16 protein-coding genes are annotated in these 23889 nt (G+C 73.9%); 10 read left to right on the plus strand and 6 right to left on the minus strand.

The window, feature by feature from the left end; translation table 11 throughout:
* Window positions 1-35: 35 nt before the first annotated feature.
* From MOV08_RS25010 to MOV08_RS25020, 3 genes are all read left to right on the plus strand, one after another.
* The gene (locus MOV08_RS25010; RefSeq protein ID WP_067350612.1) at window positions 36-1043 is read left to right on the plus strand and encodes an HNH endonuclease; all 1008 of its coding nucleotides are present in this window, start codon (window positions 36-38) and stop codon (window positions 1041-1043) included.
* Between the two features lie 5 nt (window positions 1044-1048).
* Window positions 1049-3850, plus strand: a complete 2802-nt coding sequence (locus MOV08_RS25015; RefSeq protein ID WP_275308890.1) for an SUKH-4 family immunity protein — start codon at window positions 1049-1051, stop codon at window positions 3848-3850.
* 503 nt (window positions 3851-4353) lie between these two features.
* Window positions 4354-5391 (plus strand): coiled-coil domain-containing protein, encoded by a 1038-nt coding sequence (locus tag MOV08_RS25020; RefSeq protein WP_338057188.1) that lies wholly within the window; start codon window positions 4354-4356, stop codon window positions 5389-5391.
* A gap of 36 nt (window positions 5392-5427) precedes the next feature.
* Here the strand turns inward: MOV08_RS25020 and MOV08_RS25025 are convergent, their stop codons facing one another.
* Window positions 5428-7080, minus strand: a complete 1653-nt coding sequence (locus tag MOV08_RS25025) for an MFS transporter (protein ID WP_420834208.1) — start codon at window positions 7078-7080, stop codon at window positions 5428-5430.
* 290 nt (window positions 7081-7370) lie between these two features.
* Here MOV08_RS25025 and mfd point away from each other — a divergent pair, with 290 nt between their 5' ends.
* On the plus strand, window positions 7371-10907 hold the full coding sequence (gene mfd / locus MOV08_RS25030; protein ID WP_275308891.1) for a transcription-repair coupling factor: 3537 nt from the start codon (window positions 7371-7373) through the stop codon (window positions 10905-10907).
* Between the two features lie 270 nt (window positions 10908-11177).
* Here the strand turns inward: mfd and MOV08_RS25035 are convergent, their stop codons facing one another.
* On the minus strand, window positions 11178-12641 hold the full coding sequence (locus tag MOV08_RS25035) for a DUF2079 domain-containing protein (RefSeq protein ID WP_039635756.1): 1464 nt from the start codon (window positions 12639-12641) through the stop codon (window positions 11178-11180).
* Between the two features lie 127 nt (window positions 12642-12768).
* Here MOV08_RS25035 and MOV08_RS25040 point away from each other — a divergent pair, with 127 nt between their 5' ends.
* Window positions 12769-13584: an HNH endonuclease family protein gene (locus MOV08_RS25040; protein WP_420834209.1), complete on the plus strand. Its 816-nt coding sequence runs from the start codon at window positions 12769-12771 to the stop codon at window positions 13582-13584.
* A 115-nt stretch (window positions 13585-13699) separates the two neighbouring features.
* Here the strand turns inward: MOV08_RS25040 and MOV08_RS25045 are convergent, their stop codons facing one another.
* Window positions 13700-14494, minus strand: a complete 795-nt coding sequence (locus MOV08_RS25045) for a DUF4190 domain-containing protein (protein ID WP_275308892.1) — start codon at window positions 14492-14494, stop codon at window positions 13700-13702.
* A 324-nt stretch (window positions 14495-14818) separates the two neighbouring features.
* Here MOV08_RS25045 and MOV08_RS25050 point away from each other — a divergent pair, with 324 nt between their 5' ends.
* The 5 genes from MOV08_RS25050 (at window position 14819) to MOV08_RS25070 (ending at window position 21564) form a co-directional block, all read left to right on the plus strand.
* On the plus strand, window positions 14819-16879 hold the full coding sequence (locus MOV08_RS25050; protein WP_275311881.1) for an N-6 DNA methylase: 2061 nt from the start codon (window positions 14819-14821) through the stop codon (window positions 16877-16879).
* A gap of 256 nt (window positions 16880-17135) precedes the next feature.
* On the plus strand, window positions 17136-17750 hold the full coding sequence (locus tag MOV08_RS25055; protein ID WP_275308893.1) for a hypothetical protein: 615 nt from the start codon (window positions 17136-17138) through the stop codon (window positions 17748-17750).
* The gene (locus MOV08_RS25060; RefSeq protein ID WP_039635759.1) at window positions 17747-19465 is read left to right on the plus strand and encodes a serine/threonine-protein kinase; all 1719 of its coding nucleotides are present in this window, start codon (window positions 17747-17749) and stop codon (window positions 19463-19465) included. Before MOV08_RS25055 ends, MOV08_RS25060 begins: the two co-directional genes overlap by 4 nt.
* A gap of 297 nt (window positions 19466-19762) precedes the next feature.
* On the plus strand, window positions 19763-20404 hold the full coding sequence (locus MOV08_RS25065) for a SurA N-terminal domain-containing protein (RefSeq protein WP_275308894.1): 642 nt from the start codon (window positions 19763-19765) through the stop codon (window positions 20402-20404).
* A gap of 101 nt (window positions 20405-20505) precedes the next feature.
* Complete coding sequence (locus MOV08_RS25070; RefSeq protein WP_275308895.1) at window positions 20506-21564, plus strand: nucleoside triphosphate pyrophosphohydrolase; 1059 nt, start codon at window positions 20506-20508, stop codon at window positions 21562-21564.
* A 452-nt stretch (window positions 21565-22016) separates the two neighbouring features.
* On the opposite strand, the gene MOV08_RS25075 is transcribed toward MOV08_RS25070, so the two are convergent.
* Genes MOV08_RS25075 through MOV08_RS25085 form a run of 3 tightly spaced genes read right to left on the minus strand, consistent with a single transcriptional unit; the run spans window position 22017 to window position 23620 of the window.
* Window positions 22017-22862 (minus strand): helix-turn-helix domain-containing protein, encoded by an 846-nt coding sequence (locus MOV08_RS25075; protein WP_275308896.1) that lies wholly within the window; start codon window positions 22860-22862, stop codon window positions 22017-22019.
* Window positions 22863-22902: 40 nt separating this feature from the next.
* Window positions 22903-23412, minus strand: coding sequence for a DUF6879 family protein (locus MOV08_RS25080; protein WP_275308897.1), 510 nt, complete (start codon window positions 23410-23412; stop codon window positions 22903-22905).
* Window positions 23390-23620, minus strand: coding sequence for a hypothetical protein (locus MOV08_RS25085; RefSeq protein ID WP_275308898.1), 231 nt, complete (start codon window positions 23618-23620; stop codon window positions 23390-23392). The genes MOV08_RS25080 and MOV08_RS25085 overlap by 23 nt, the downstream gene beginning before the upstream one ends.
* Window positions 23621-23889 lie beyond the last annotated feature (269 nt).

Here is a 23889-nt window from a genome sequence, read left to right on the forward strand (position 1 = left end):
GCCCCAAAGCCAGCTTCAGCCAGGGGGCAACCGCGATGACGACAGGTCGGCAAGGGCTGGAGGCGCATTCCGGCCTCCATGCCGCAGGACGTCCCGTGCCACCGAACTCGGCCTATGCCGGGCAGGTCGTACATTTCCCCGATCCGGTGCGTGCCGCGCGGTATCCGGCCGGGGTGCGGATGGACGCGGACGGTTTCCCGGACTTCTCGTCCTACGCCCGGGCGGCGGCGGAGATCGCCGAGCCGCCGGAGGGCTTCGGCGTCGACGAGCTGCGGCTGACGGACTTCGTCTCGGCCAACGCGGCGCTGCACGCGCAGGGCCACGAGCTGTGGATAGACGTGCCGTCGGTGGCCACGCCGCACGGCTGGACCTGGCACCACGTGGCGGGGACCCGGCGGATGGAACTGATCCCGGTCGAGGTGAAGGCGCTGCTGCGGCACCACGCGGGGCTGGCGACGGCGGCGGTGGCGCACGACAAGCGCGGGACGCGCCCGCTGCAGGAGACCCGCCCGGTGCACTTCGGGCTGCCGCGGCGGGAGCTGGCGGTGAGCGAGGAGCAGGTGGCGCAGGCCGAGGAGGCGCTGGGCTACCGGCTGCCGGGCGCGTACCGGTCGTTCCTGAAGGCGGCCGGCGGATGCGCGCCGGTGGGGGCGGCGCTCGACGCGGAGCTGGGGCTCCTGGTCGACCAGCCGTTCTTCACGGTGCGCGACGACGCCGCGGTCAACGACCTCGTCTATGTGAACAAGTGCCTGCGCGATCACTTCACCAAGGACTACCTGGGCGTGGTCTTCGTACAGGGCGGGGTGATAGCGGTGAAGGTGCGCGGCGAGGCGCTGGGGTCGGTGTGGTTCTGCCCGTACGACGACGCCCGCGATCAGGACGGGTGGTCGGTGCAGGAGCGGGTGGAGCGGCTGATGTTGCCGTGTGGTGCGGATTTCGACGACTTCCTGCTGCGGCTGGCGGGCAACCCGCCGGAGCTGGAGACGGTGGCGAACCTGATGGTGGACGGCGGCTTCGCCTACGCCGTGCCGGTGGAGGGCTGATCGCGGTGGTGACGTTCGCGCAGGCGCAGGAGCGCGCGGAGCAGTGGGTCAACGGCGAGGCGCCGTCGGAGTTCCACCGCGAGGTGCGGGTGCGGGAGTTCGCGCTGGGCTTCGTGGCCTGGGCCGAGGACCGCGAGGGCGGACCGGCCGGCGAGGGCGGCCGGAGCCGGCTGGTGATCGCCCGCGACAGCGGCGAGACGACGCTGTGGCCGGGGCTGCCGGTGGGCGAGGTGATCCGCCGTTTCGAGGAGGAGTACGGCGCGCCGGCGGACGGCGGGTACGGGGCCGCGGAGCCGCCGCAGCGGATCGACCTGGAGGCCACCTCGTTCCTGCTGACGCCGCCGGAGTGGTTGCAGGAGGCGGCCGACGCGATGGGGCTCGGCGGCCGCAAGGGGACGGACGGCAGGGGCGGGTCCGCAGCTGACTCCGCGGCAGGCCCCGCCGTTGGACCCGCGGCCGGTTCCGCCGGAGACTCCGCTGCCGGGCCGGCGCCCGTCGGGGCCGATCCGGCTCCGGTCCCCGATCCGGCTCCGGCCGCCGCCGCCGGTTCCGGTGCGGCCGACGACACGCCGTGGGCCGCCGCGGACACCACCGCGGGCGGGGCCGGCGAGGACCGTTCGGTGGCGCCGCCGCAGACGGTGTTCGCGCCGCCGCTCGCCGGATCCGACGACGAGGACACCCCGGCGACGCCGCGGGTGCGGCCCGACGCCAAGACCGAACTGCTCCAGGGCGGCAGCCAGTTGCCGCGTACCCGGATCTCGCCCGCGCTGCCGCCGCCGGTCGCCGACGTGCCCGGCCAGTCGGGCGCGGGCGGCTCCATGGGGCTGCCGCCGATGCCGCCCGCGCCGCCGGTGATGCCGCCCGCGCCGCCCGCCGCACCGCCGGCGGCGCCCGCGCCGGCCGCGGCGTCGGCCGGGCTGCGCGACCTGCCGCCGCCCACCGGGGTGCCGATCGCGGACGTGCCGCCGCCGCCCGGTGTGGTGCCGCCGCCGCCCGGCGCGCCCGGGATCCCCGGCGCGGGCCGGGACGGCGGCCGGCCGGGCCCGGAGTCGGTCGCGGCCGTCGACGGGGGTCCCTCCCGTGCCGTTGAGGCTACGGGGGAACAGAAGGCGGACGCGCGTCCCGGGGACGGCCCGGCGCCCTCGGGCCCGGGTGCGTCCGGTGCGCCGGCCGGCGGTTACGTGCCGACCCAGCTGGTGTCCCAACTGGACGCCTCCGAACTGGACTTGAGCGCCGTGGACGGGCCCGGTGGGGACCCCGGCGATGCGGCCGGTGCGCAACAGCCCGGCGGCGGCCCGGGGGGTCCCGGTGCCGCGGGCGGGGTGCACGCCGCCGCCACGATGTTCGCGGACGGTGCGGCCCTCCAGGCCGCGGCGCCCGGTCCCGGCGGAGCCGTCGGTGGTCCCGGCGGGCCCGGGGCCCCCGGCGGTCCGGGCCTGCCCCCGCCGCCGCCCCCCGGTCCGCTCGGTGCGCCCAAGCCTCCCGGGGCGCCGGGCAGGCCCGGTGCGCCCGCGGGCGGCCACGGCCCCGGCGGCCAGGGCGGGCCGCCTCCGCCTCCGCCGCCCGCCCCGCCGGGTGGTGCGGGTGCCACGGGCGGGGTGCACGCCGCCGCCACGATGCTCGCGGGCGGTGCCGCGCTGCCCGGTGGTCCCGGCATGCCGCCGGCCGCCGGTCCGGGCATGCCGCCGGCTCCGCCGATGGCCCCGCCGGCGCAGCCCGGCCCGCCGCCGGGTCCGCCCGGTGTGCCGGCTCCCGGCGTACCGGGCCCCGGCGGTCCGGGCGCCCCCGGCGCGTACGGCTACCCGCAGGCGCCCAGTGGTCAGCCGACCGTGGGCCCCGGCTACATGGCCGTGCTGAGCTACCGCGCGCCGGACGGCAGCGAGCAGAAGATCGTCCGCCGCTCGGCGCCCGGCACCCCGCATCCGGAGTGGCAACTGCTGCACGAGCTGCGGGCGATGAACGTGCCGCCGCAGCAGGTGGTGGAGCTGCACACCGAGCTGGAGTGCTGCGAGCTGCCCGGCGGCTACTGCGCCCGGATGGTCCGGGAGACCTGGCCGCAGGTGCGGATCAGCCACACCGCCGCGTACGGCAGGGACCATGCGTCGCGCCAGCAGGGCGTACGTCATCTGATCGAGCATCAGGGCGAGTTGCACCAGGTCGCCGACGGGCCGGCGCGGCCCGCGCCGGTGCGGGCGCCGCTGCCGCACCCCTCGCAGGTGCAGCCGGTGCCCCCGGTGCCGCCGCAGGCGATCGGGCAGGAGCTGGAGCAGGCGTTCGGGCCGCAGGGGATCTTCCGCTTCGACCAGCGGGCGGTCTCCCGGCAGGGCGTGCCGGACGTCGTCGCGCAGACGCTGGTGTGGGCCGGACTGCCGGTCGACTTCGGGCCGTTCTTCTGGGCGCAGGCGCAGCCGGGGCGTCCGGTGCCGACGCTGGCGGAGCTGGCGGCGGAGCGGCGGGTGCAGCCGGCGCCGGACGCGGGTTCGTATCTGGTGATGGGCAACGACTTCGGCCGTCAGCTGTGCGTCCAGTACGGGACCGCCAACATCGTGGCCGTCCCGTTGGACGGGGGGCCCGGTGGGCAGGCCGTCGCGCCGCAGTTCGTGAACACCGGGCTGCCGGAGTTCGTGCGGTGCCTGGCGATGCTGGGGCGGATGTGGCGCCTGCGGTACGGACTGACGCCCGAGCAGGCCGGCCGCTGGACGGTGGACTTCCAGGCGCAGCTGGTGGCGTTGGACCCGCCGGCGCTGGGGTCGCCGGAGACCTGGTGGTCGGTGCTGCTGGAACAGATGTGGGACGGGTTGTTGTAGGCGTCCCGGGGCCGGGGCGCGGCGGTTTCTGATTCCGCCGGGCCCCGGCGCCGGTGGAGTGCTCGCCATGGCGGCGGGGGGTGGTGCGACCGTCCCCCGCCGTCGGGGTGTCCGCCGTCCCGGTGACGGACCGCCTGGCGGCGCGTCCCCGTGCGGTCGCCCGGTCGGGTGCGGGGCGACGCCTCCCCGGCGTCGTCCGATCGCTCCCGCCGCACCCGGTGGGGCAGCCCTTTCCGATGCCCCGTGGGCGGACGGAACCGGCCGCGGCCCGGCCCCGACGGCCGTCGTCCGGTGCCGCGGCAACGTGGGGTGCGGGCAAACCCCTCGCGCGGGCGAAGATCCAATTCAGGCTTCTGGTGGCAAATGGCGCATCCTTGTGGGAAGGAATGGGCGGAGTGTCGTGATGGAGCCGCTTCGGGCCGATCCAGAAAGATGTGCGCGGGACTGTGCGGAAGCTTGCGGGTTCGCGCGACTGCTGTGCGCAGCGGAGAGGGGCTTGAGGGATGAGTACTTCGGTTTCGCCTCACGGGTTCGAGACCGTACGGGGGCGTGGCTATCGTCCGGAGGACGTGGACCGGCGCGTCGAGGGGCTCTCGATCGACCGTGACTCCTGCTGGGAGCGGGCCGCCCGGCTGACCGTCCTGTGCCACGAGATGGAAGCCGAACTCGCGGAACTGCGCGCCTACGTGGCGCAGCTGCCGGAGCAGACCTACGAGTCCCTCGGCCAGCAGGCCCGGTCGATCCTGACGACGGCGGAGTCCGAGTCGGCGCGGCTGCGGTCCGAGGCGGAGTCGGCCGCGGAGCAGCTGCACGACGACGCGGCCGAGTACGCGCAGAAGCTGCACGGAGCGGCGGACAAGGCGGCGCAGCGGCTGCGCGCGGAGGCGGCGGAGGACGCGCGGCGTACGGACAAGGCGGCGGTCGACGAGGCCGGCGAGCTGGTGGCGGAGGCCGCCCAGGAGGCCGAGGAGCTGCGGGCGGAGGCGGCGGAGGAGCTGGCGGAGACCCGGCGGCGGTCCGGGAAGATGCGCAAGGACCAGGAGGCCCGGCACACCGAGGAGTGGGACTCCCTGGAGCGGGAACTGGCGCGCCTGGAGACCGAGATGGACCAGCGGGTCGCCGAGCTGGACGCGCACGGGGAGGCGGTGGTTGCCGAGCGGCGGCGGCTGACCGCGGAGGTCGAGGAGTCCGCGCGGCACCGGCTGGAGGACGCCGAGGCGCGGGCGGCGGAGCTGCTGGCGCAGGGCAGGGTCGAGGCGGAGCGGATCGAGCGGGCCACCGAGCGGGTCGTGCGGGAGCACGACGAGGCGCGGGAGGAGGTCCGCATCCACATGACGCATGTGCGCAACAGCCTGGCGGCGCTGACCGGGAAGGACCCGGCGGAGTTGTCCGGGGCCGGCTCCGGGGCCGCCTCCGGTGCCCCCGCAGGCGCCGGTACGGGTGCCGTCGAGGGCACCGGCACCGAACGGGACCCGGACAGCGAGGACACCGTGGAGACGGGCCTGCCGCGGGGCGAGCGGGGCGGCCCGGGACGGCGCTAGCCGCGGGCGGCGGAGCGGGCCGGCCGTCCGCGTCCGTCATCCGGTCGAAGGGGCGTCGGCACCGTCGTTGGTGCCGACGCCCTCGTTCGTCGTGGTGTCGGCGGTGGTGACCGTGCGGGCCTCGGTGTGGACGGGGAAGCGGCGGGGGGCGAGCACGAGGACGGTGAGGAAGGCGAGGGCGGCGGCTGCCGCGGCGCCCAGGTAGACGTGTTCGACGGTGGTGTCGACGGCGCGGCGGAGGTAGTCGGCGGCGCGGGTGGTGAGCGCGCCGGCGTGCTGGAGGGCGCGGGAGACGGCGTCGAGGTCGTGCGGGAGGCCGGCGCGGATGGCCGCCGGGGCGTGGGTGAGGCGGTCGTTGAGGGTGACGTTGGCGATGGCGCCGAAGAGGGCCGCGCCGAGGGACTGGCCGACCTGGCGGCAGAAGAGGATGGAGGCGGTGGCGGTGCCGCGTTCGGCGTAGCCGACGGAGGACTGGACGCCGATGATCAGCGGGAGTTGGAAGAGGCCGAGGGTGGCACCGAGGGCGAGCATCAGCAGGGCGGGCTGCCAGGCGGCGCCGGGGTAGGGGAGCAGGGGGAAGGCGAGCAGGACGAGGGCGGCGGCGCCGATGCCCAGGAGGGCGCAGTTGCGGATGCCGATGCGGTTGTAGACGCGGCTGCTGAGGGCGGCGGATATCGGCCAGCTCAGCGTCATGACGGAGAGCACGAAGCCGGCGGCGATCGGGCCGAGGCCGAGGACGGCCTGGGCGTAGGTGGGCAGGAAGACGGTCGGCGCGACCATCAGCAGGCCCAGGGCGCCCAGGGCGAGGTTGACGGCGGAGATGGTGCGGCGGCGCCAGACCCAGCCGGGGATGATCGGTTCGGCGGCGCGGCGTTCGATCAGCACGGTGGCCACGGCCGCCAGGGCGCTGCCGGCGAGCAGCAGCAGGGACGGGGCGGAGAGCCAGGGCCAGGCGGTGCCGCCCTGGACGAGGGCGGTGAGCAGCAGGCCGCCGGCGGCGAAGACGGCGAGCGCGCCGGGCCAGTCGACGCGGGCGCGGCGCCCGGCGGTCGGCCGGTCGCGGCGGGCGTCGTGGAAGTGCCGGAGGATCAGCCACAGGGCGAGGGCGCCGACGGGCAGGTTGACCAGGAAGATCCAGCGCCAGTCGCCGTAGCTGGTGAGCAGGCCGCCCAGTGCGGGGCCGGCGACCGCGGAGGCGGCCCAGACGCTGGAGAGCTTGGACTGGATCTTGGGGCGTTCCTTCATCGGGTAGAGGTCGGCGGCGATGGTCTGGACGGTGCCCTGGAGGGCGCCGCCGCCCAGGCCCTGGAGGATCCGGAAGGCGATCAGCGAGCCCATGTCCCAGGCGCCGGCGCAGGCCAGGGAGCCGAGGAGGAACAGGGCGATGCCGGTGACCAGGATCGGCTTGCGGCCGTAGGTGTCGGAGAGCTTGCCGTAGACGGGGAGGGTGACGGTGACGGCGAGGAGGTAGCCGGAGAAGAGCCAGGAGAAGACGGCGAAGCCGCCGAGGTCGCCGACGATCTGGGGGACGGCGGTGGCGATGATCGTCGAGTCGAGGGCGGCCAGGGCCATGCCGAGCATGAGCGCGGCGACGACCGGGCCGCGCCGGGAGGCGGCCGGGCCGTCCGGTGGCTGGTTCCCGGTACCGTTCCGGTCCGCGCTGTGACTGCCCTGGGTGGTGCGGCTCACCGTGGCCCCCTCCTGCCGTGTGGCGGCGTGGCCGACCGCGACGCGTATACGTGTAGTCGGCACGATTCCGTGCACACCCTTGCACGCGCGGTGGCCGGGCGGAATGGGGTTTCTCGCAGCGTGGGACGGCGGCGGGCGGACGACGGGACTTTGCGGACGGGCCGTAGGGGCGGTCGGTTGTCGGTGGTCCGGCGTAAGGTGGTCAACCCCGGTCCGTTTGCGCCCGTCGGCGCTGTCGAGGGGGTGTCGGACCGGTCGCGTTGTTCGCCTCGCTGGGACGGAACCTTTTCATGAGCCTGAGTGGTCTGCTCGACGCCGTCGTACGGGACCCGGCGCTCGCCGAAGCGGTCAAGGCCGCGGCCGACGGGCACCGGCCGCATGTCGATCTGGTCGGGCCGCCGGCCGCCCGCCCGTTCGCGGTGGCGGCGCTGGCCCGGCAGGCCGGCCGCCCGGTGCTGGCGGTGACCGCCACCGGCCGGGAGGCCGAGGACCTGGCCGCCGCGCTGCGGTCGCTGGTGCCGGCCGGCGAGGAGAACTCCGTCGTGGAGTTCCCGTCCTGGGAGACGCTGCCGCACGAGCGCCTCTCGCCGCGGTCGGACACCGTCGGCCGGCGCCTGGCGGTGCTGCGCCGGCTGGCCCACCCCAGCGCCGACGACCCGACGGCCGGCCCGGTGTCGGTCGTCGTCGCACCGATCCGCTCCGTGCTCCAGCCGCAGGTCAAGGGGCTGGGCGAGCTGGAGCCGGTGAGCCTGCGGACGGGCCAGACAGCCGATCTCGAAGAGGTCGTCGACGGCCTGGCGGCGGCCGCGTACGCGCGCGTCGAACTCGTCGAGAAGCGCGGCGAGTTCGCGGTCCGCGGCGGCATCCTGGACGTCTTCCCGCCCACCGAGGAGCACCCGCTGCGGGTGGAGTTCTGGGGCGACGACGTCGAGGAGATCCGGTACTTCAAGGTCGCCGACCAGCGCTCCCTGGAGGTGGCCGAGCACGGGCTGTGGGCGCCGCCCTGCCGTGAGCTGCTGCTCACCGACGAGGTGCGGGCGCGGGCCGCGGAGCTCGCCGAGCAGCACCCGGAGCTGGGCGAGCTGCTGGGGAAGATCGCCGAGGGGATCGCCGTCGAGGGCATGGAGTCGCTGGCGCCGGTGCTGGTCGACGACATGGAGCTGCTGCTGGACGTGCTGCCGAAGGGCAGCATGGCGGTGGTCTGCGACCCGGAGCGGGTGCGGACCCGGGCGGCCGACCTGGTGGCGACGAGCCAGGAGTTCCTCCAGGCGTCCTGGGCGGCCAGCGCCGGCGGCGGAGCGGCCCCGATCGACGTGGGCGCGGCGTCCCTGTGGGGTATCGCGGACGTCCGGGACCGGGCCCGTGAGCTGGGCATGATGTGGTGGTCGGTGTCACCGTTCGCGGCCGACGAGGAAGAGGCCGACGGGGACACCCTCAAGCTGGGGATGCACGCCCCGGAGACGTACCGCGGGGACACCCAGCGGGCGCTGGCCGACACCAAGGAGTGGCTGGCGGACGGCTGGCGCACGGTGTTCGTCACCGAGGGCCACGGCCCGGCGGCCCGCACGGTCGAGGTGCTGGGCGGCGAGGGCATCGCCGCCCGCCTGGAGGCCGACCTCGGCGCGATCGCGCCGTCCGTCGTGCATGTGGCCTGCGGCTCGATCGACAACGGCTTCGTCGACCCCGGCCTGAAGATCGCGGTGCTGACGGAGACGGACCTGTCCGGGCAGAAGGCCGCGGGCAAGGACGCGGCCCGGATGCCGGCCCGCCGTCGCAAGCAGATCGACCCGCTGACCCTTCAGGCCGGCGACTTCATCGTCCACGAACAGCACGGTGTGGGCCGGTACATCGAAATGGTGCAGCGCACGGTCCAGGGCGCCACCCGCGAGTATCTGCTGGTGGAGTACGCGCCGGCCAAGCGCGGCCAGCCCGGCGACCGGCTGTACATCCCCACCGACCAGCTGGAGCAGGTCACCAAGTACGTGGGCGGCGAGGCGCCGACGCTGCACCGGCTCGGCGGCGCGGACTGGACGAAAACCAAGGCGCGCGCCAAGAAGGCCGTCAAGGAGATCGCCGCCGACCTGATCAAGCTGTACTCGGCCCGGATGGCGGCGCCCGGCCACGCCTTCGGCACGGACACCCCCTGGCAGCGCGAGCTGGAGGACGCCTTCCCTTACGCGGAGACGCCCGACCAGCTCACCACGATCGCCGAGGTCAAGGAGGACATGGAGAAGTCGGTCCCGATGGACCGGCTGATCTGCGGCGACGTCGGCTACGGCAAGACCGAGATCGCGGTCCGCGCCGCCTTCAAGGCCGTCCAGGACGGCAAGCAGGTGGCGGTGCTGGTGCCGACGACCCTGCTCGTCCAGCAGCACTACGGCACCTTCAGCGAGCGCTACGGCCAATTCCCCGTCAACGTCCGGGCGCTGTCCCGGTTCCAGACGGACACCGAGGCCAAGGCGGTCCTGGAGGGCCTTCGGGACGGCGCGGTCGACATCGTCATCGGCACCCACCGCCTGTTCTCCTCCGAGACCAAGTTCAAGGACCTCGGCCTGGTCATCGTCGACGAGGAGCAGCGCTTCGGCGTCGAGCACAAGGAGCAGCTGAAGAAGCTCCGCGCCAACGTCGACGTCCTGACGATGTCCGCGACGCCGATCCCCCGGACCCTCGAAATGGCGGTCACCGGCATCCGGGAGATGTCGACGATCACCACGCCGCCCGAGGAGCGGCACCCGGTGCTGACCTTCGTCGGCCCCTACGAGCAGAAGCAGATCGGCGCCGCCATCCGCCGTGAACTCCTGCGCGAGGGCCAGGTCTTCTACATCCACAACCGCGTCGAGTCCATCGACCGCGCGGCGGCCCGGCTCCGGGAGATCGTGCCCGAGGCGCGCATCCAGACCGCCCACGGGCAGATGGGCGAGTCGCAACTGGAGCAGGTCGTGGTCGACTTCTGGGAGAAGAAGTTCGACGTCCTGGTCTCCACCACGATCGTGGAGTCCGGCATCGACATCTCCAACGCCAACACCCTGATCGTCGAGCGCGGCGACAACTTCGGCCTCTCGCAGCTGCACCAGCTGCGCGGCCGCGTCGGCCGTGGCCGCGAGCGCGGCTACGCCTACTTCCTCTACCCGCCGGAGAAGCCGCTCACCGAGACCGCGCACGAACGCCTCGCCACCATCGCCCAGCACACCGAGATGGGCGCGGGCATGTACGTGGCCATGAAGGACCTGGAGATCCGCGGCGCGGGCAACCTCCTCGGCGGCGAGCAGTCCGGCCACATCGCCGGCGTCGGCTTCGACCTGTACGTCAGGATGGTCGGCGAGGCGGTGGCCGACTACCGGGCGTCCCTGGAGGGCGGCGTGGAGGAGCCCCCGCTGGAGGTCAAGATCGAACTCCCGGTGGACGCGCACGTCCCGCACGACTACGCGCCGGGCGAGCGGCTGCGCCTCCAGGCGTACCGGGCGATCGCCTCGGCCAACACCGAGGAGGACATCGCCGCGGTCCGCGAGGAGATCACCGACCGCTACGGCAAGCTCCCCGAGCCGGTGGAGAACCTCCTCCTGGTCGCCGGCCTGCGGATGCTCGCCCGCTCCTGCGGCGTCTCCGACATCACCCTCCAGGGCTCCAACATCCGCTTCGGACCGGTGGAGTTGCGGGAGTCCCAGGAGCTCCGCCTCAAGCGGCTGCACCCGCGCACGGTCCTCAAGCCGGCCACCCGCCAGATCCTGGTACCCCGCCCGACGACCGGCCGCATCGGCGGCAAGCCGCTGGTGGGGCGCGAGTTGCTCGCCTGGGTCGGCGAGTTCCTCACGACGATCTTGAGCTGACGCCGTGGGTAGCGCTGCCTGTGGCGGAGGGTTTGTGGGCGGGGGCGCTGTTGCTTGCGGTGGGTTTCGGGGGCCTGTGGGGCGGGCCTGCGGGGGTGGTTGTCGGACTGCTGCGCTTTACGTCCGACAACCACCCCCTCCGGCCCGCCCCACAGGCCCCCTTCCGTATGCCGTGCGGCCCCCGTCCGGTGGGGGTGAAGGACTTCAGGTCCGCCAAAGCCGGAACCCCCACCACGGCGGGACAGCCGGCATCGTGGGGACGACCCGCCGTCAGGCGGTACGGCGCAGCACCACCACATCATCCGCCGCACCCAGCACGACATACCTGGCCCGGCCGTGCCGGGCCTCCGCATCGGCCAGGGCCTGTTCGGGCGTGCGCCCGTCATGGAGCTGCGCCGCGACGTAGCCGGGCGCCAGCCCACCCGTGTCGCCGGTCCAGAAGACGCGGGTGCGGCCGGTGAGGCGGCTGAGCGGGCGGACGTCGGACTCGACCGTCGCGCCGTCGGGTATGCGGTCGAGCAGCCGCTCGACGGCGGCCACCTGTGGCGGCGTGCGGTAGGTGTCGGCCTCGGTCAGGCGGGCCAGTGGCAGGGTGGTGGTCAGCGCGAGGGCGGCGGCCAGGACGGCGGCGGGCAGGTGGTGGGCGTAGGAGCGCAGCCAGGGCCGGGCGGAGGCCAGCGCGCGCGGCAGCGCGTCGATCAGGGCGAGGAAGACGACCGGCATCAGGACGGCGCTGTAGTGCCAGTCGGTGCCCCAGTAGTGCGGGTCGTGGGAGAGGAAGCGCCAGCCGAGGGTGGGTGCGGCCACCAGCAGGAGCGGGGAGCGCAGGGCGAGCAGGCCGGTGGTGGGCAGCAGGGTCCACAGCAGGGTGCGCAGGGCGACGTCGATCGGGAGGCCGGGGGCGGTGTCGCCGTGGCCGCCGATCTTGCTCCAGTAGTCGTAGGAGCCGGAGCCGTTGAAGGCGGGTATCAGCAGGCCGAGGGTGACGGCGGTGGCGGTGATGCCGAACGCGACCAGGGCGATCGGCAGCGGACCGGCGCGCCGGGTGCGGATCAGCGAGAGCGCCCCGATGGCGGCGGCGGTGACGCCGAGGTCCTCCTTGACCAGGACGAGCGGCGCGGCCCAGCAGACGGCGGTGTTCCAGCGGCCGCGCAGCGCCGCTTCGAGGGCGAAGGCGATCAGCGGCACCGCGAAGGCTATTTCGTGGAAGTCGAAGTCGACGGCCCGCTGTATCCCCCAGGACAGGCCGTAGGCGAGGCCGAGGGCCAGCCCGCGCCGGCGGCCCAGGTGGCGGGCGGCGGCGCGGGTGACGGGTATCGCGGAGAGCGCGAACAGCGCGGCCTGCGCGGTGAGCAGGGTCAGCGGTGAGGGGAAGAGCCGGTAGAGCGGGGCGAGCAGCACCAGGACGGGGCTGAAGTGGTCGCCGAGGATGTTGGTGCCGGGGCCCTTGAGGTCGACGATCGGTGCCCGGAGGTGGGCGTAACCGCGGACCGCCTGCTCGAAGATGCCCAGGTCCCAGGAGATCGTGGACAGGGTGCGGTAGCGCCAGTACGAGAGCACGGCGAACGCGAGGAAGAAGAACCCGGCGGTCCAGTACGGGTCGAGGCGCGGGGCGCGGAGCGCGGCGAAGCGGGACGGTGCCGGCGCGGCGGTGGGCCCGGGCGCGGGGTCGACGGCGGCGTCGGGGGAGTGCCCGGTGCGGCCGTCCGCCGTCGTTGCTGCGGCCGTGTCCATGGGCGTCCTCACTCTCGATTTCCGAAAAGATATCCGAATCGGGGTGTGGGTAGGTCCGGCGTCGGCCGGCTCGGCCCGCCTCCTTGTTCACTTGTCCCGCAACCCTGTTGCCGCGCTCCTGGATTGGATGCCCCACGTGATACGGACGCCGTCCGCCCGCTCCCGCCCCGCCGCCCCGCGCCGTTCGTCGCGCGCCTCGGCCGTGGTCGGCGCCGCCGCCCTGGCCGCGTTGCTGACCGTCACCGGCTGTTCCGGTCACGGCAGTCGGGGCGGCGGTTCGGACGCGGGGGCGGGCCCGTCGGCTCCCGCGGGCGGCGGCGGGCGGTCGGGGGCGCCGGGCAGTGCCCTGCGCACGCTCGACTCCCTGGCCGTCAAGCGCCAGGGGACGAAGGACGGTTACGCCCGGGACCGCTTCGGTTCCGCCTGGGCGGACACCGACGGCAACGGCTGCGGCACCCGCGACGACATCCTCAAGCGGGATCTGCGCGGCACCGCGTACCGGGACGCGAAGAGTTGCGTGGTGGTGTCCGGGAACCTGCCGAAGGACCCGTACACGGGGAAGTCGCTGCGCTATCAGCGCGGTCGCAGCACCGTCGACATCGACCACGTGGTGGCGCTGTCGGACGCCTGGCAGACCGGCGCGCGGCAGTGGCCGGCCCGCAAGCGGGTGGCGTTGGCGAACGATCCGCTGAACCTGATCGCGGTGGAGGCGTCCGCCAACCGCAGCAAGAGCGACGGGGACGCGGCGGACTGGCTGCCCCCGTACGCCGGTTACCGCTGTACGTACGTCGCGCGCCAGGTGGCGGTGAAGAAGAAGTACGGGCTGTGGGTGACCCGGGCCGAGAAGGACGCGATGGCGAAGGTGCTCAACTCCTGCCCGCGCCAGGCGCTGCCGGGCGGGGGGACGCCGACCGAGGCGCCGGCGCGCTTCACGGCGAAGTAGCCGCGCGCCGCGCGGGAACGGCCCCGGCCCGGATCGCGGGGCGTGCGATCCGGGCCGGGGCCGTCGTGCGGGGATTCCGGGGCGGCGCCGGCACCGGGTGCCGGGCCGCGCGGGGTCAGCTGGTCGGCAGCTTCCAGTAGACGCCCTGCATGTCGATGTCCGGGGCGACCTCGACGTCGAGTGCCTTGGCGGTGGGCGGGGCGTCGAAGGCGACGTCCACGGTGGCGGTGGCGCCCGGGGCGATGGAGCCGTCGAAGCCGATGCCGATCTTGCCGTCGATGATCTGCTCCGCCTTGCGGCCCTCGGCGCCGGTCTTGGCCTTGATCTGGGTCAGGGCGGGGTTGAAGGCGGCCTTGCCCTTGTTCTTCATCTGCACGGTGACCTTGTACGCCTTGTTGCCCGCGGTGTGGCCGGAGGCGATGTCGCCGACCGTGTACGGGGCGACCTTGAGGACGGTCACCTCAAGGCCCTTGTCGGGGTAGGTCGCGGTGTCGCCCGGCCCGTAGGTCTTGTTGCCCTTGCTGCCGTCCTTGGGCTGCGCCTGCGAGCCGTTGACCTGCTTGTTGATCTCGTCGACGGCCTTGTTCACGGCGAGCACGGTGACGATGATCCCGATGATCGCCAGGATCATCGCGAGGCCGCCGAGGATCGTGCCGGTGATCGCCACGCCCTTGTTGGTGGCCTGGCCCTTCTTGACCCGGCTCAGGCCGACGAAGCCGAAGATCAGCGACAGCAGACCGAGCGGCCCGGCCAGCCAGAACAGGACCATCGGGATGCCGCTGAGGGCACCGATGATGCCGAGGACCAGGGCGGTGACGCCGAGGCCGTTGCGGGCCGCCTGGTGGTGGCCGGGGGTCGGCATGCCGGGCGCCCCCTCCGGGACGGGCTGGTAGTGCATCTGCTGGGACATGCGAAGGGGCCCCTTCCGGGCGCTGGAATCGTTCCGTCGAATCGGTGGGTCAATAACAGCAGAGGCTGTGAACCGAGTCAACACGAGTATGCGAAACGCCGACGTTCACGCCGTGAAGGGGTTCGCCTGTAGTGCATGGGTATGCTCATCGACACAGAGGTCACACAAGGTCACGGGGTCATCGGGACAGGAGCCACACAGGTGCCGGAGAAGGCGACGGACGACAGCGCGGGCAGCGGCGACGTCACGGCGGCGCGAGGGGGGTCCCCCCGGGCGGAGTCCGGGGAGGCTTCCCCTCGGGGTGGCGGCGACCGCCCGACCGAGGTGACCGCCGCCGGCATCGCCCGGCTCGCCGGCGTCGGCCGGGCCGCGGTCAGCAACTGGCGGCGCCGCCACGCCGACTTCCCCAAGCCCGTCGGCGGCACCGAGACCAGCCCCGCCTTCGCCCTCCGCGACGTCGAGCAATGGCTCCGCGACCAGGGCAAGATCGCCGAGGTCCCGGCCCGCGAACGGGTCTGGCAACAGCTCGTCGGCCACCCCGCCGGGGCCGCCGCCGCACTCCGCCAGGCCGGCGCCGTCCTGCTGCTGGTCCAGGAGCGACCGGCCGCCTGGCGGCAGCTGCGCGCCGCCGCCGACGACGCCGAACTGACCGGCGTACTGCCCGCGATGCTGGAATCCGTCCTCACCGGCCGACTCGGCCCCGAGCACCCGGTGCGCGGCCTGACCCGCGCCGCCCTCGCCCCCTCCGCCGCCCTGGTCCGCGCCGCCGGCGACCTCGCCACCGCCGACGGCGCCGCCGCGGCCTACGACTTCCTGCTCGGCCGCCACCTGGACGCCAACCCCCGCCAGTACACCCTCACCCCGCCCGGCCCGGCCGCCCTGATGGCCGAACTCGCCGCGACCGCCGGCCCGTTCGGCACCGTCCTCGACCCGGCCTGCGGGGCCGGCGGCCTCCTCGCCGCGGCCCGTACCGCAGACGTCGCCCCGCTCGCCCTGCACGGCCAGGAGAGCGACCCCGACCTCGCCGCGCTCACCGCGCTCCGGCTCGCCCTGGAGGCCCCCGGCGCGGACGTCCGGGTCCGGGCCGCCGACACCCTGCGCGCCGACGCCTTCCCGCAACTCGCCGCCGACGCCGTCCTCGTCCACCCGCCGTTCAACGAACGCAACTGGGGCCACGACGAACTCGCCTACGACCCCCGCTGGGAGTACGGCCTCCCGGCCCGCAACGAATCCGAGCTGGCCTGGGTCCAGCACGCGCTGGCCCGGCTGCGGCCCGGCGGCACCGCCGTCCTCCTCATGCCGCCCGCCGCCGCCTCCCGCCGCTCCGGCCGCCGGATCCGCGCCGACCTGCTGCGCCGCGGCGCCCTGCGCGCGGTGATCGCGCTGCCCGCCGGCGCCGCCCCGCCCAACAACATCCCGCTGCACCTGTGGGTGCTGCGCAAACCCGATGGCTCCCCGACCGTCCCGCACCTGCTCGTCGTCGACACCGCCGCGTCCGCCGGCCGCGACAAGTTCGACTGGCAGACCGTGCGGGCCACCGCCGTGGACGCCTGGCGGGACTTCGACCGCGACGGCGGGATCGAGGAAGTTCCCGGCGTGTGCCGCTCCCTGGCCGCCATCGACCTCCTCGGCGACGACGTCGACCTCGCCCCCGCCCGGCACCTGCCGCCGCCCGCCGCGGCCGGCGGTCCCGCCGAACTCGCCCGCGTCCACGACCGCCTCACCGCGACCCTGGCCCGCACCGCCGAACTCGCCCCGCACCCCGGCACGGACACCGCCGCCGCCCAGCCGCCCGCCGGCCGCTGGCCGCTGACCACCGTCGGCGAACTCGCCCGCTCCGGCGCCCTCGTCCTGCGCGCCGGCGGCCCCGGCACCGCCGGGCCCGGTGGGGGAGCCCCCGCGGTCCTCACCGACCACGACGTCATCGGCGGCCTCGCCCCCTCCGGGACCCTCCCCGAGACCCCCACCGGCGCCTCCCCCGAGGAACCCGTCCTCGTCCAGGAGGGCGACGTGGTCGTCCCGGTGCTCGGCGGCGGCGCCACCGCCCGGGTCGTCGACGAGGCCACCGCCGGCGCCGCCCTCGGCCGCAACCTCACCCTGCTGCGCCCCGACACCACCGCCCTCGACCCGTGGTTCCTGGCCGGCTTCCTCCGCGGCACCGCCAACAACCGCCAGGCCAGCAGCTACGCCTCCACCGCCACCCGGCTCGACGTCCGCCGCCTCCAACTGCCCCGGCTCCCGCTCGTCGAACAGCGCCGCTACAGCCGCCGGTTCGCCGACCTGGCCGCCTTCGAAAGCGCCCTGCGGCTCGCCTCCCGACTCGGCGAGCAGCTGGTCCAGGGACTCCACGACGGACTGACGGACGGATCGGTCGATCCGGACTGAGCGGCGGAACCGGGCGGCGGACGGACCACCCCGGGGCGCGCACGGAGCCCCAGGGACCGGCGGATCAGCTGGGGACCGGCGGATCAGCCGGGGCAATCCCTACAACCCTGCACGCACGCGCAGCGTCGTATATACGCTCGCAAGCACGTGTGCGCACCGGCGGAGCCGCGGCGCGCACGGCCACCGAGGGGGTACCGCCCTGTTCGAGGGAGACCCGGCCCGGCCCCGGCCACGAACGATCCGTCAGGAGCAGTTGATGTACGGCCCCGTCCCGTCCCCGCCGCCGCACCGTCCCCCGGGACGCGGGACGGTCCTCACGCTGCGGGTGGCCTTCGTGGCCGCCACGGTGCTCAGCCTGGGCTTCCTGGCCTGGGCCGCGATGCTGCGGGCCGCGATCGTGCTGCGCCGGCCGCTGGGCTGGTGGCTCTTCGCCGCCGACCTGGCGCTGTTCGTCGGCACCTGTGTGCTGATCGTCAGCTTCCCGGAGACGGACTGGCGCACCAACGTGGGCGTCGGCCTCCTGCTGCTCCAGATCGCCGCGGTCGTGGCGTACTACCTCGCCGTCGACCTGCGCGCCGAGCGGACGCGCGCCGTGGGCCCGGTTCCGGCGGCGTACCCGGTCGGGGCGTTCCCGCACCCCTACGCCCCGCCGGCGCCCGGCCACCCCCACGCGCCGCCGCACCCGGCCCTGCACGTCCAGGAGACCCAGCCCTTCCCCTCGTACGCCACGACCGGCACCGTCCGGCCCCCGATGCCCCCGCCCGCCGCTCCCCACGTGCCCGAGCACCGCCCGTCGCCGCCCCAGCGCATCGACCAGGTCCGCGCCGAACTCGACGAACTCAGTGACTACCTCCGCAAGGAGGGCCGGTGAACGGGCGGGTCATCGCCGACCGCTACGAACTCTCCGTCCTGCTCGGCCAGGGCGGCATGGGCCAGGTCTGGATCGGCTACGACCGCCGCCTGGACCGCCGGGTCGGCGTCAAGCTGCTCCGCCCCGACCGGGTCGCCGGCACCCCCGACGGCGAGGAGATGCGCCGCCGCTTCGTCCGCGAGTGCCGGGTCACCGCGCAGGTCGACCACCCCGGACTGGTCACCGTCCACGACGCCGGCAGCGACGACGAGGACCTCTACCTCGTCATGCAGTACGTCGACGGCGCCGACCTCTCCGACCACCTCGCCGAGCACGACCCCTACCCCTGGCCGTGGGCGGTCTCCGTCGCCGCCCAACTGTGCGCCGTGCTGGCCGCGGTGCACGCGGTGCCGATCGTCCACCGGGACCTCAAGCCCCGCAACGTCATGATCCGGCCGGACGGCTCGCTGATCGTCCTGGACCTGGGCATCGCCTCCGCCCTGGACACCGACACCACCCGCCTCACGCACACCGGCTCGCCCATCGGCAGCCCGGCCTACATGGCGCCCGAACAGGCCATGGGCGGCGCCGTCGGCCCGTACACCGACCTCTACGCCCTCGGGGTGCTCCTGCACGAACTCCTCAGCGGCGAGGTCCCGTTCGCCGGCTCCACCGCGCTCGGCGTCCTCCACCGCCACCTCCACGAGGAGCCGGTGCCGGTCCGTCGGCTCCGCCCCGACGTCCCCGAGCCGCTCGAAGCGCTCGTCCTGCACCTGCTCCGCAAGGACCCCCGGGCCCGCCCCGCCGACGCCCAGGAGGTCTACGCGGCCCTCGCCCCCCTCCTGCCCACCTCGGCAGCGGGCCCGCACCCCCCGCACTCCCCGCCGGCCCCCATGGACCCCACCCGCCCGTTCCGCCAGCCGCACGCCCCCTGGCCGCTGCGCTCGGCCGGCCCCGCACCGACCCCGACCGCGCCGGCCGTCCCGCGCGTCCCCGAGCCCGCCCACCCGTCGCCGGCGCCGCCACCGCGCGGCGGCACGTCCCACCCGGCCGCGGCCCCCGCCCGGGCCGTCCAGGACCCGCGCGCCTCCCTCGCCGGCAACGCCCCCTGGAGCTCCCTGGGCTCCCCGGCGGCGTCCCGCCCCGCGGCCGACCCGCGCACCTCCGCCTCCGGCGGGCCGGACGTCGCCGCCGCCGTCGACGAGGTCAAACTCCTCCTCGACCAGGGCCGCATCACCCGCGCCGTGGACATCCTCGGCGGCATCCTCCCGGCCGCCGCCGAGCGCCACGGCGCGCACTCCCCGGTCGTCCGCACCCTCCGCAAGCAGTACGCGGCCACCCTCATGGACGACGGCCAATACCGCCGCGCGCTGCCCGAACTCCGCATCCTGGCCGAGGAGTACGGCAAGGAGTCCGGCGCCGGCGCCACCCGCCAGGCCCTCCAGTTCCACCACGACGCCGCCCAGTGCCTGGAACAACTCGGCGAGGTCGCACAGGCCCTGGAGGAGTACCGCGCCCTCCTCCCGTACTTCGAGCACTACGCCGACGACCCCGTTCGCCCCCTGGAGATCCGCCGCTCCATCGGCCATCTGCTGCTGGCCCAGGGCGAACACGGCGCCGCCAAGGAGACCCTCTCCCGCCTCCTGTACGACGCCGAGCGGCTGCACGGCCCGCACCACGCCTTCCCCACGGAGGTCCGCCGGACCCTGTACTGGCTGGGGCAGATGCAGGGGTGATGCCCCGGCGGTGCCGCGCCGCCACGGCGCCGCGGTGCGCCGGCCGGGCGGGCCGGGTGTGCCCCCAAGCTCTCAGCTCTGTTCGAGCAGGGTGGTACCCCCACGCCGGAACCGACCCCCGCGCGGCTCGTTGGCCGAAGCAGTGGCCTGTGCCACGCCGACTCCCTAGCATCGATCACTCAGGAAGAGGTCGTAGCTAGGTCGCAACAAGGTCGTCATTCCGTACGCGTCGTACGGGCCGTGCGGGCCGTACGAGGTCGTCACTCCGTCGCACGATCCGATCTGCCGGGAGGCCATGTGTTCCGCCGTAGGACAGCGCTCTCCGTTTCTGCCGCCGCCGCTCTGCTGGCCGCGACCCCGTTGCTCGCCGCCTGCGGCACCGACGCCCACCCCGGTGCCGCCGCCGTCGTCGACGGCAAGCGGATCACCGTCGCCCAGCTCCAGGCCCGGGTGAAGGACGTCCGCGTCGCCCAGGCCACGTCCCCGCAGGGCAAGCAGCTGATCATGAACACCGGCCGGCTCAACCTCTCCACCCTCAACGGCATGATCTTCGACGAGGTGCTGGCCCGCGCCGCCCGGGACGCCGGGGTCACCGTCACCCGCGCCGACATCCAGGACGCCCGGGCCACGGCCGAGGAACGGGCCGGCGGCGCCGCCCGGCTCCGGACGATGTGGCTCCAGCAGGGCATCGCCCCCGACCAGATCGACCAGGTGGTCCGCAACCAGCTCCTGATCGACGGCCTCGCCAAGCACCTGCGCGCCGACCGCGGCCGGCCCGACGGCCAGCGCAGGCTGGTCGACGCGCTCGCCAAGACCTCCCGCGCGATGAGCGTCGACGTCAATCCGCGCTACGGCACGTGGGACGACCAGCAGGTGATCCTCGGCGAGACCAAGCTCCCGTGGATCGTGCCGGCCACCACCCACCAGGAGCAGGCGTAGCCCTCGGCCCTTCGGGGCGGGCGGGGGCGGCACGCGGGCGGCCGGGGCGCTGACCGGGGGACTCCCGGTCACTGTCAGTGGCGTGCGTTACGTTCGTTCATGTGAACGCTGACGCCGCTGACGCCACCCCCGCCGCTGCCGGCGCCGACCCCGCCCGCCCCGAGGGCGCCGGCACCGGCCGCCTGGTCCTGCTCACGACCAGCCACCGGGTCGCCCCCGGCCTGCTGTCCTGGCCCGCCTGGCAGACCCTGCGCGCCGCCGACCGCGTCCTGTGCGGCGACCCCGACCACCCCCAGCTGCCCTACCTCCGCGAGGCAGGCATCGCGGTGGAGACCGCCGCCCCCACCGCCCGCGAGTTGGTCGACTACTGCTCCCCCGGAGCCTCAACGGCACGGGAGGTACCCCCATCGGATGCCCGCACGGCCGTCGTCCTCACCTCCGCCGAGGGCGAGAGCGCCCTCACCGACGGCCTGGCCCGGCTGGCCGGCTCCGGCCGCGAGACCATGCCCGACCTGGAGCTGCTGCCCGGCTCCTACGACCTCCCCGGCGCCCGCCTGCTCGACCTCGTCCAGGTCATGGACCAGATCCGCGCCGAGTGCCCCTGGAGCGGCATCCGCACCCACCGCGACCTCGCCAAGTACGGCATCGAGGAGGCGTACGAGCTGGTCGAGGCCATCGAGGAGGGCGACCGCGAGGCGCTTCGCGAGGAGCTCGGCGATGTGCTCCTCCAGGTCGTCTTCCACGCCCGGATCGCCCAGGACGACCCCGACGAGCCGTTCTCGGTCGACGACGTGGCCGGCACCCTCGTCGAGAAGCTGCTCCACCGCCACCCGCACGTCTTCGGCGACGAGCTCGCCGAGACCCCCGAGGACGTCAAGGCCCACTGGCTCCGCACCAAGGCCGAGGAGAAGCAGCGCGACTCGGTCACCGAGGGCATCCCGCTGGCCCAGCCCGGCCTCGCGCTGGCCGCCAAGCTCGCCTCCCGGGTCCGCACGGCCGGCCTCGACGTCCCCCTCCCGTCGGGCGCCGGCATCGGCTACGAGCTCCTCACCCTGGCCGTCCGCGCCGAGTCCGAGGGCGTGGACCCGGAGGCCGCCCTGCGCGCCGCGGCCCGCGCCTATCGGGATGCGGTGGTGGCGGCCGAGGGGAGTGCGGGTTAGTACCGTTGGGGAGCGGGGCCGGACAGCACACAGCCCCGTCCATGCACCGCAGTGCATGGACGGGGCCGGTGGCTATGCCTTCATCGCCCAAGCGTCACCTCGCCAAGGGGAGGCGGACCGGGGTCACTTGCCGTCGCCTCCTTGCGGCTGCGGGTCACGTGGAGCCTCGGGCGGCATGGGGCCACCGTCGTGTTTCCCACCGTCGGCTTCCAGGTCGATGGGGTGACGGAACGGGATACCGCGCCATCCCTCGGTGTCGGGCGTGCGCGTCTCATACGTATCGACACTCGCAGCACTCAATTACTGACCTCCTCTTTCGTGAGGGGCCATGCCGCCGTACCCCCGATTCGGGCTGGTCATGGCCTCGCCGTCCTCTCACGTCGTCTGCATGGCGACAACGCTAGAAACGGCGGGGAGTCGGCCTCAACGAACTTGCGCGGACTTGCGCCTGCTCACCCGAGGGAGTCGATCGCTGCAGTGATCAGCGCCCGTGCCGGGGCACCGTAGACAGCCAAGTCCGCCAGGTCGGCGAAGGTCCGGGCGTACATGCCGATCTCGTGTGGCTGCGTGATGGTCAGGAAGGCAGACACCAGCTCCACGTTGACCTGGGAGTGGTCAAAGATCCAGAAGTCCTCTACCGGCCACAGTGCGGTGCGGTCCGCGCCGAGCGGGATCACTCCCAGGCTGACGTTGGGGAGTGTGGCTATGGACAGGAGGTGGCCGAGTTGACCGGCCATGGCCGTTGCTCCGCCGATGCCGTGCCGCAGGACGCTCTCTTCCAAAAGGACGGCGAAGCGGCGAGGCCCCTCGTGGAGGATGCGTTGCTTGTCCACCCGGACTTGAACGGCCTCGTCCAGGTCGTCGGGCAGGGCGCGCCGGTCGCGAATCGCCCTGAGCAGCGCCTCGATGTAGGCGCGGGTCTGGAGGGGGCCGGGGATCAGCCACGATGAGTAGGCTCGGAAGTGCCGAGTCCGTTCCCAGACCGGGAGGACGGATTCCTGTGCACGCCGGAGACCGGACCGTTCCAGGCGTCGCCACTCGACATACGCGCCGTCGATGTTGCGCGCGGTAGCTATCAGATCGGCCGTCTGCTCCTGCGCGCCGCAGTGCAGCGTCCACACCCGCAGATCATCGTCGGACGGTCCGGTACGGCCGTTCTCGATACGGCTGCACTTGCTCTCGTGCCAGCCTGCCCGAGCGGCAAGCTCCCGCGCTGTCAGACCTGAGTCCTTCCGGATCTCGCGCAGGCGCTTGCCCAGGGCCTCTCGGGCTTGCTGGACGCTGGACGATGCAGTCACGTTCGAGTGTTCCGGTGTTCCGGGTTCCGGGTGTGTGCTGTCAGGCCGGCCGGTACTCCTCGTGCGGAGTCGCCCGTTCCCAGACCGCTTCGAAAGCTGTCACGCAGGCGCTGACCACAGCGGGGTCGGTAACCAGCTCTTCGCCGGTCATCTCGCCGTCACCGTTGAAGTGGTTGAAGAGCACGGACGACCGGTCGAAGACCCAGCAGTCGTTACCGGGCAGCAGCAGCGAAGACGCCTGCCGACGGGGTAGCCAGCGCACTGACTCGCCGGCTTTGACGTTGTGTCCGCTGGTGAGCGCGTGTTCGTACCGGATGTAGCCGGAGACGGGTTCCGAGACGATGCGCGCACGCCGCACGTCCACGCCACGGGCCACCGAGGCGGAAACCAGGTCGACCCACCAGGGCCAGCGCTCGGCGGGATCAAAGCGGTTTCCCGCTGTCCACTCCCGGTAGTCCTCATCCAGCGCGTACGCGTCCCTGCCTTCGAAGTGCCATGCACTGTGCTGGGCAGACCGGAAAAGCTCCTCAAATGTCGGCTCCGCCGTCACCGCCGCTCACCTCCGGGAAGAACCGCATCATGCGCCTGGGAAACTCGATCACCGTTTCATGGGCCGGGATGTCCATCTGGCCAAGCAGCTCGGCGTTCGTCACCCGCCATCCTTGCAGGATGTAGTTCCCGGTCTCGTCATCCAGGTACACAGTCGGTGAGCCGTTGTTGGGGCTCTCCGGGTCCTTGCCCAGCCGTTGCAGAGCCATCGTGTCCTCCCCCTGCCTTGGGTGACGATCAACGTGTTTGAGCATGCGCCTTGCACACCCCGGCGTGCCATCGACTTGCACGAACTTCTAACCGTTCGTGCGGGCTCTGTGGCAGTCGCTTCGAGGCGGCCTTGCGCGCGGCGACTCGGCTTGTCGGGGCGCGGTGGTGGCGGTTGAGGGAGCGCGGGTTAGTACCGTTGGGAGAGTGGGAGTTGAGGGGGAGGGCCTGGGTGGACGAGGAGTTGGTGGCACGGGCGGCGGCGCATTTC

It is taken from the genome of Streptomyces yunnanensis (genome assembly GCF_029011865.1).
Classification (GTDB): Bacteria; Actinomycetota; Actinomycetes; order Streptomycetales; family Streptomycetaceae; genus Streptomyces; species Streptomyces yunnanensis.

Excerpts from the sequence above, each read along its gene's own strand:
- MOV08_RS25010 (WP_067350612.1), top strand. The coding sequence starts at position 36 with ATGACGACAGGTCGGCAAGGGCTGGAGGCGCATTCCGGCCTCCATGCC.
- MOV08_RS25020 (WP_338057188.1), top strand. The coding sequence starts at position 4,354 with ATGAGTACTTCGGTTTCGCCTCACGGGTTCGAGACCGTACGGGGGCGT.
- mfd (WP_275308891.1), top strand. The coding sequence starts at position 7,371 with ATGAGCCTGAGTGGTCTGCTCGACGCCGTCGTACGGGACCCGGCGCTC.
- MOV08_RS25035 (WP_039635756.1), bottom strand. The coding sequence starts at position 12,641 with ATGGACACGGCCGCAGCAACGACGGCGGACGGCCGCACCGGGCACTCC.
- MOV08_RS25040 (WP_420834209.1), top strand. The coding sequence starts at position 12,769 with ATGCCCCACGTGATACGGACGCCGTCCGCCCGCTCCCGCCCCGCCGCC.
- MOV08_RS25045 (WP_275308892.1), bottom strand. The coding sequence starts at position 14,494 with ATGTCCCAGCAGATGCACTACCAGCCCGTCCCGGAGGGGGCGCCCGGC.
- MOV08_RS25055 (WP_275308893.1), top strand. The coding sequence starts at position 17,136 with ATGTACGGCCCCGTCCCGTCCCCGCCGCCGCACCGTCCCCCGGGACGC.
- MOV08_RS25085 (WP_275308898.1), bottom strand. The coding sequence starts at position 23,620 with ATGGCTCTGCAACGGCTGGGCAAGGACCCGGAGAGCCCCAACAACGGC.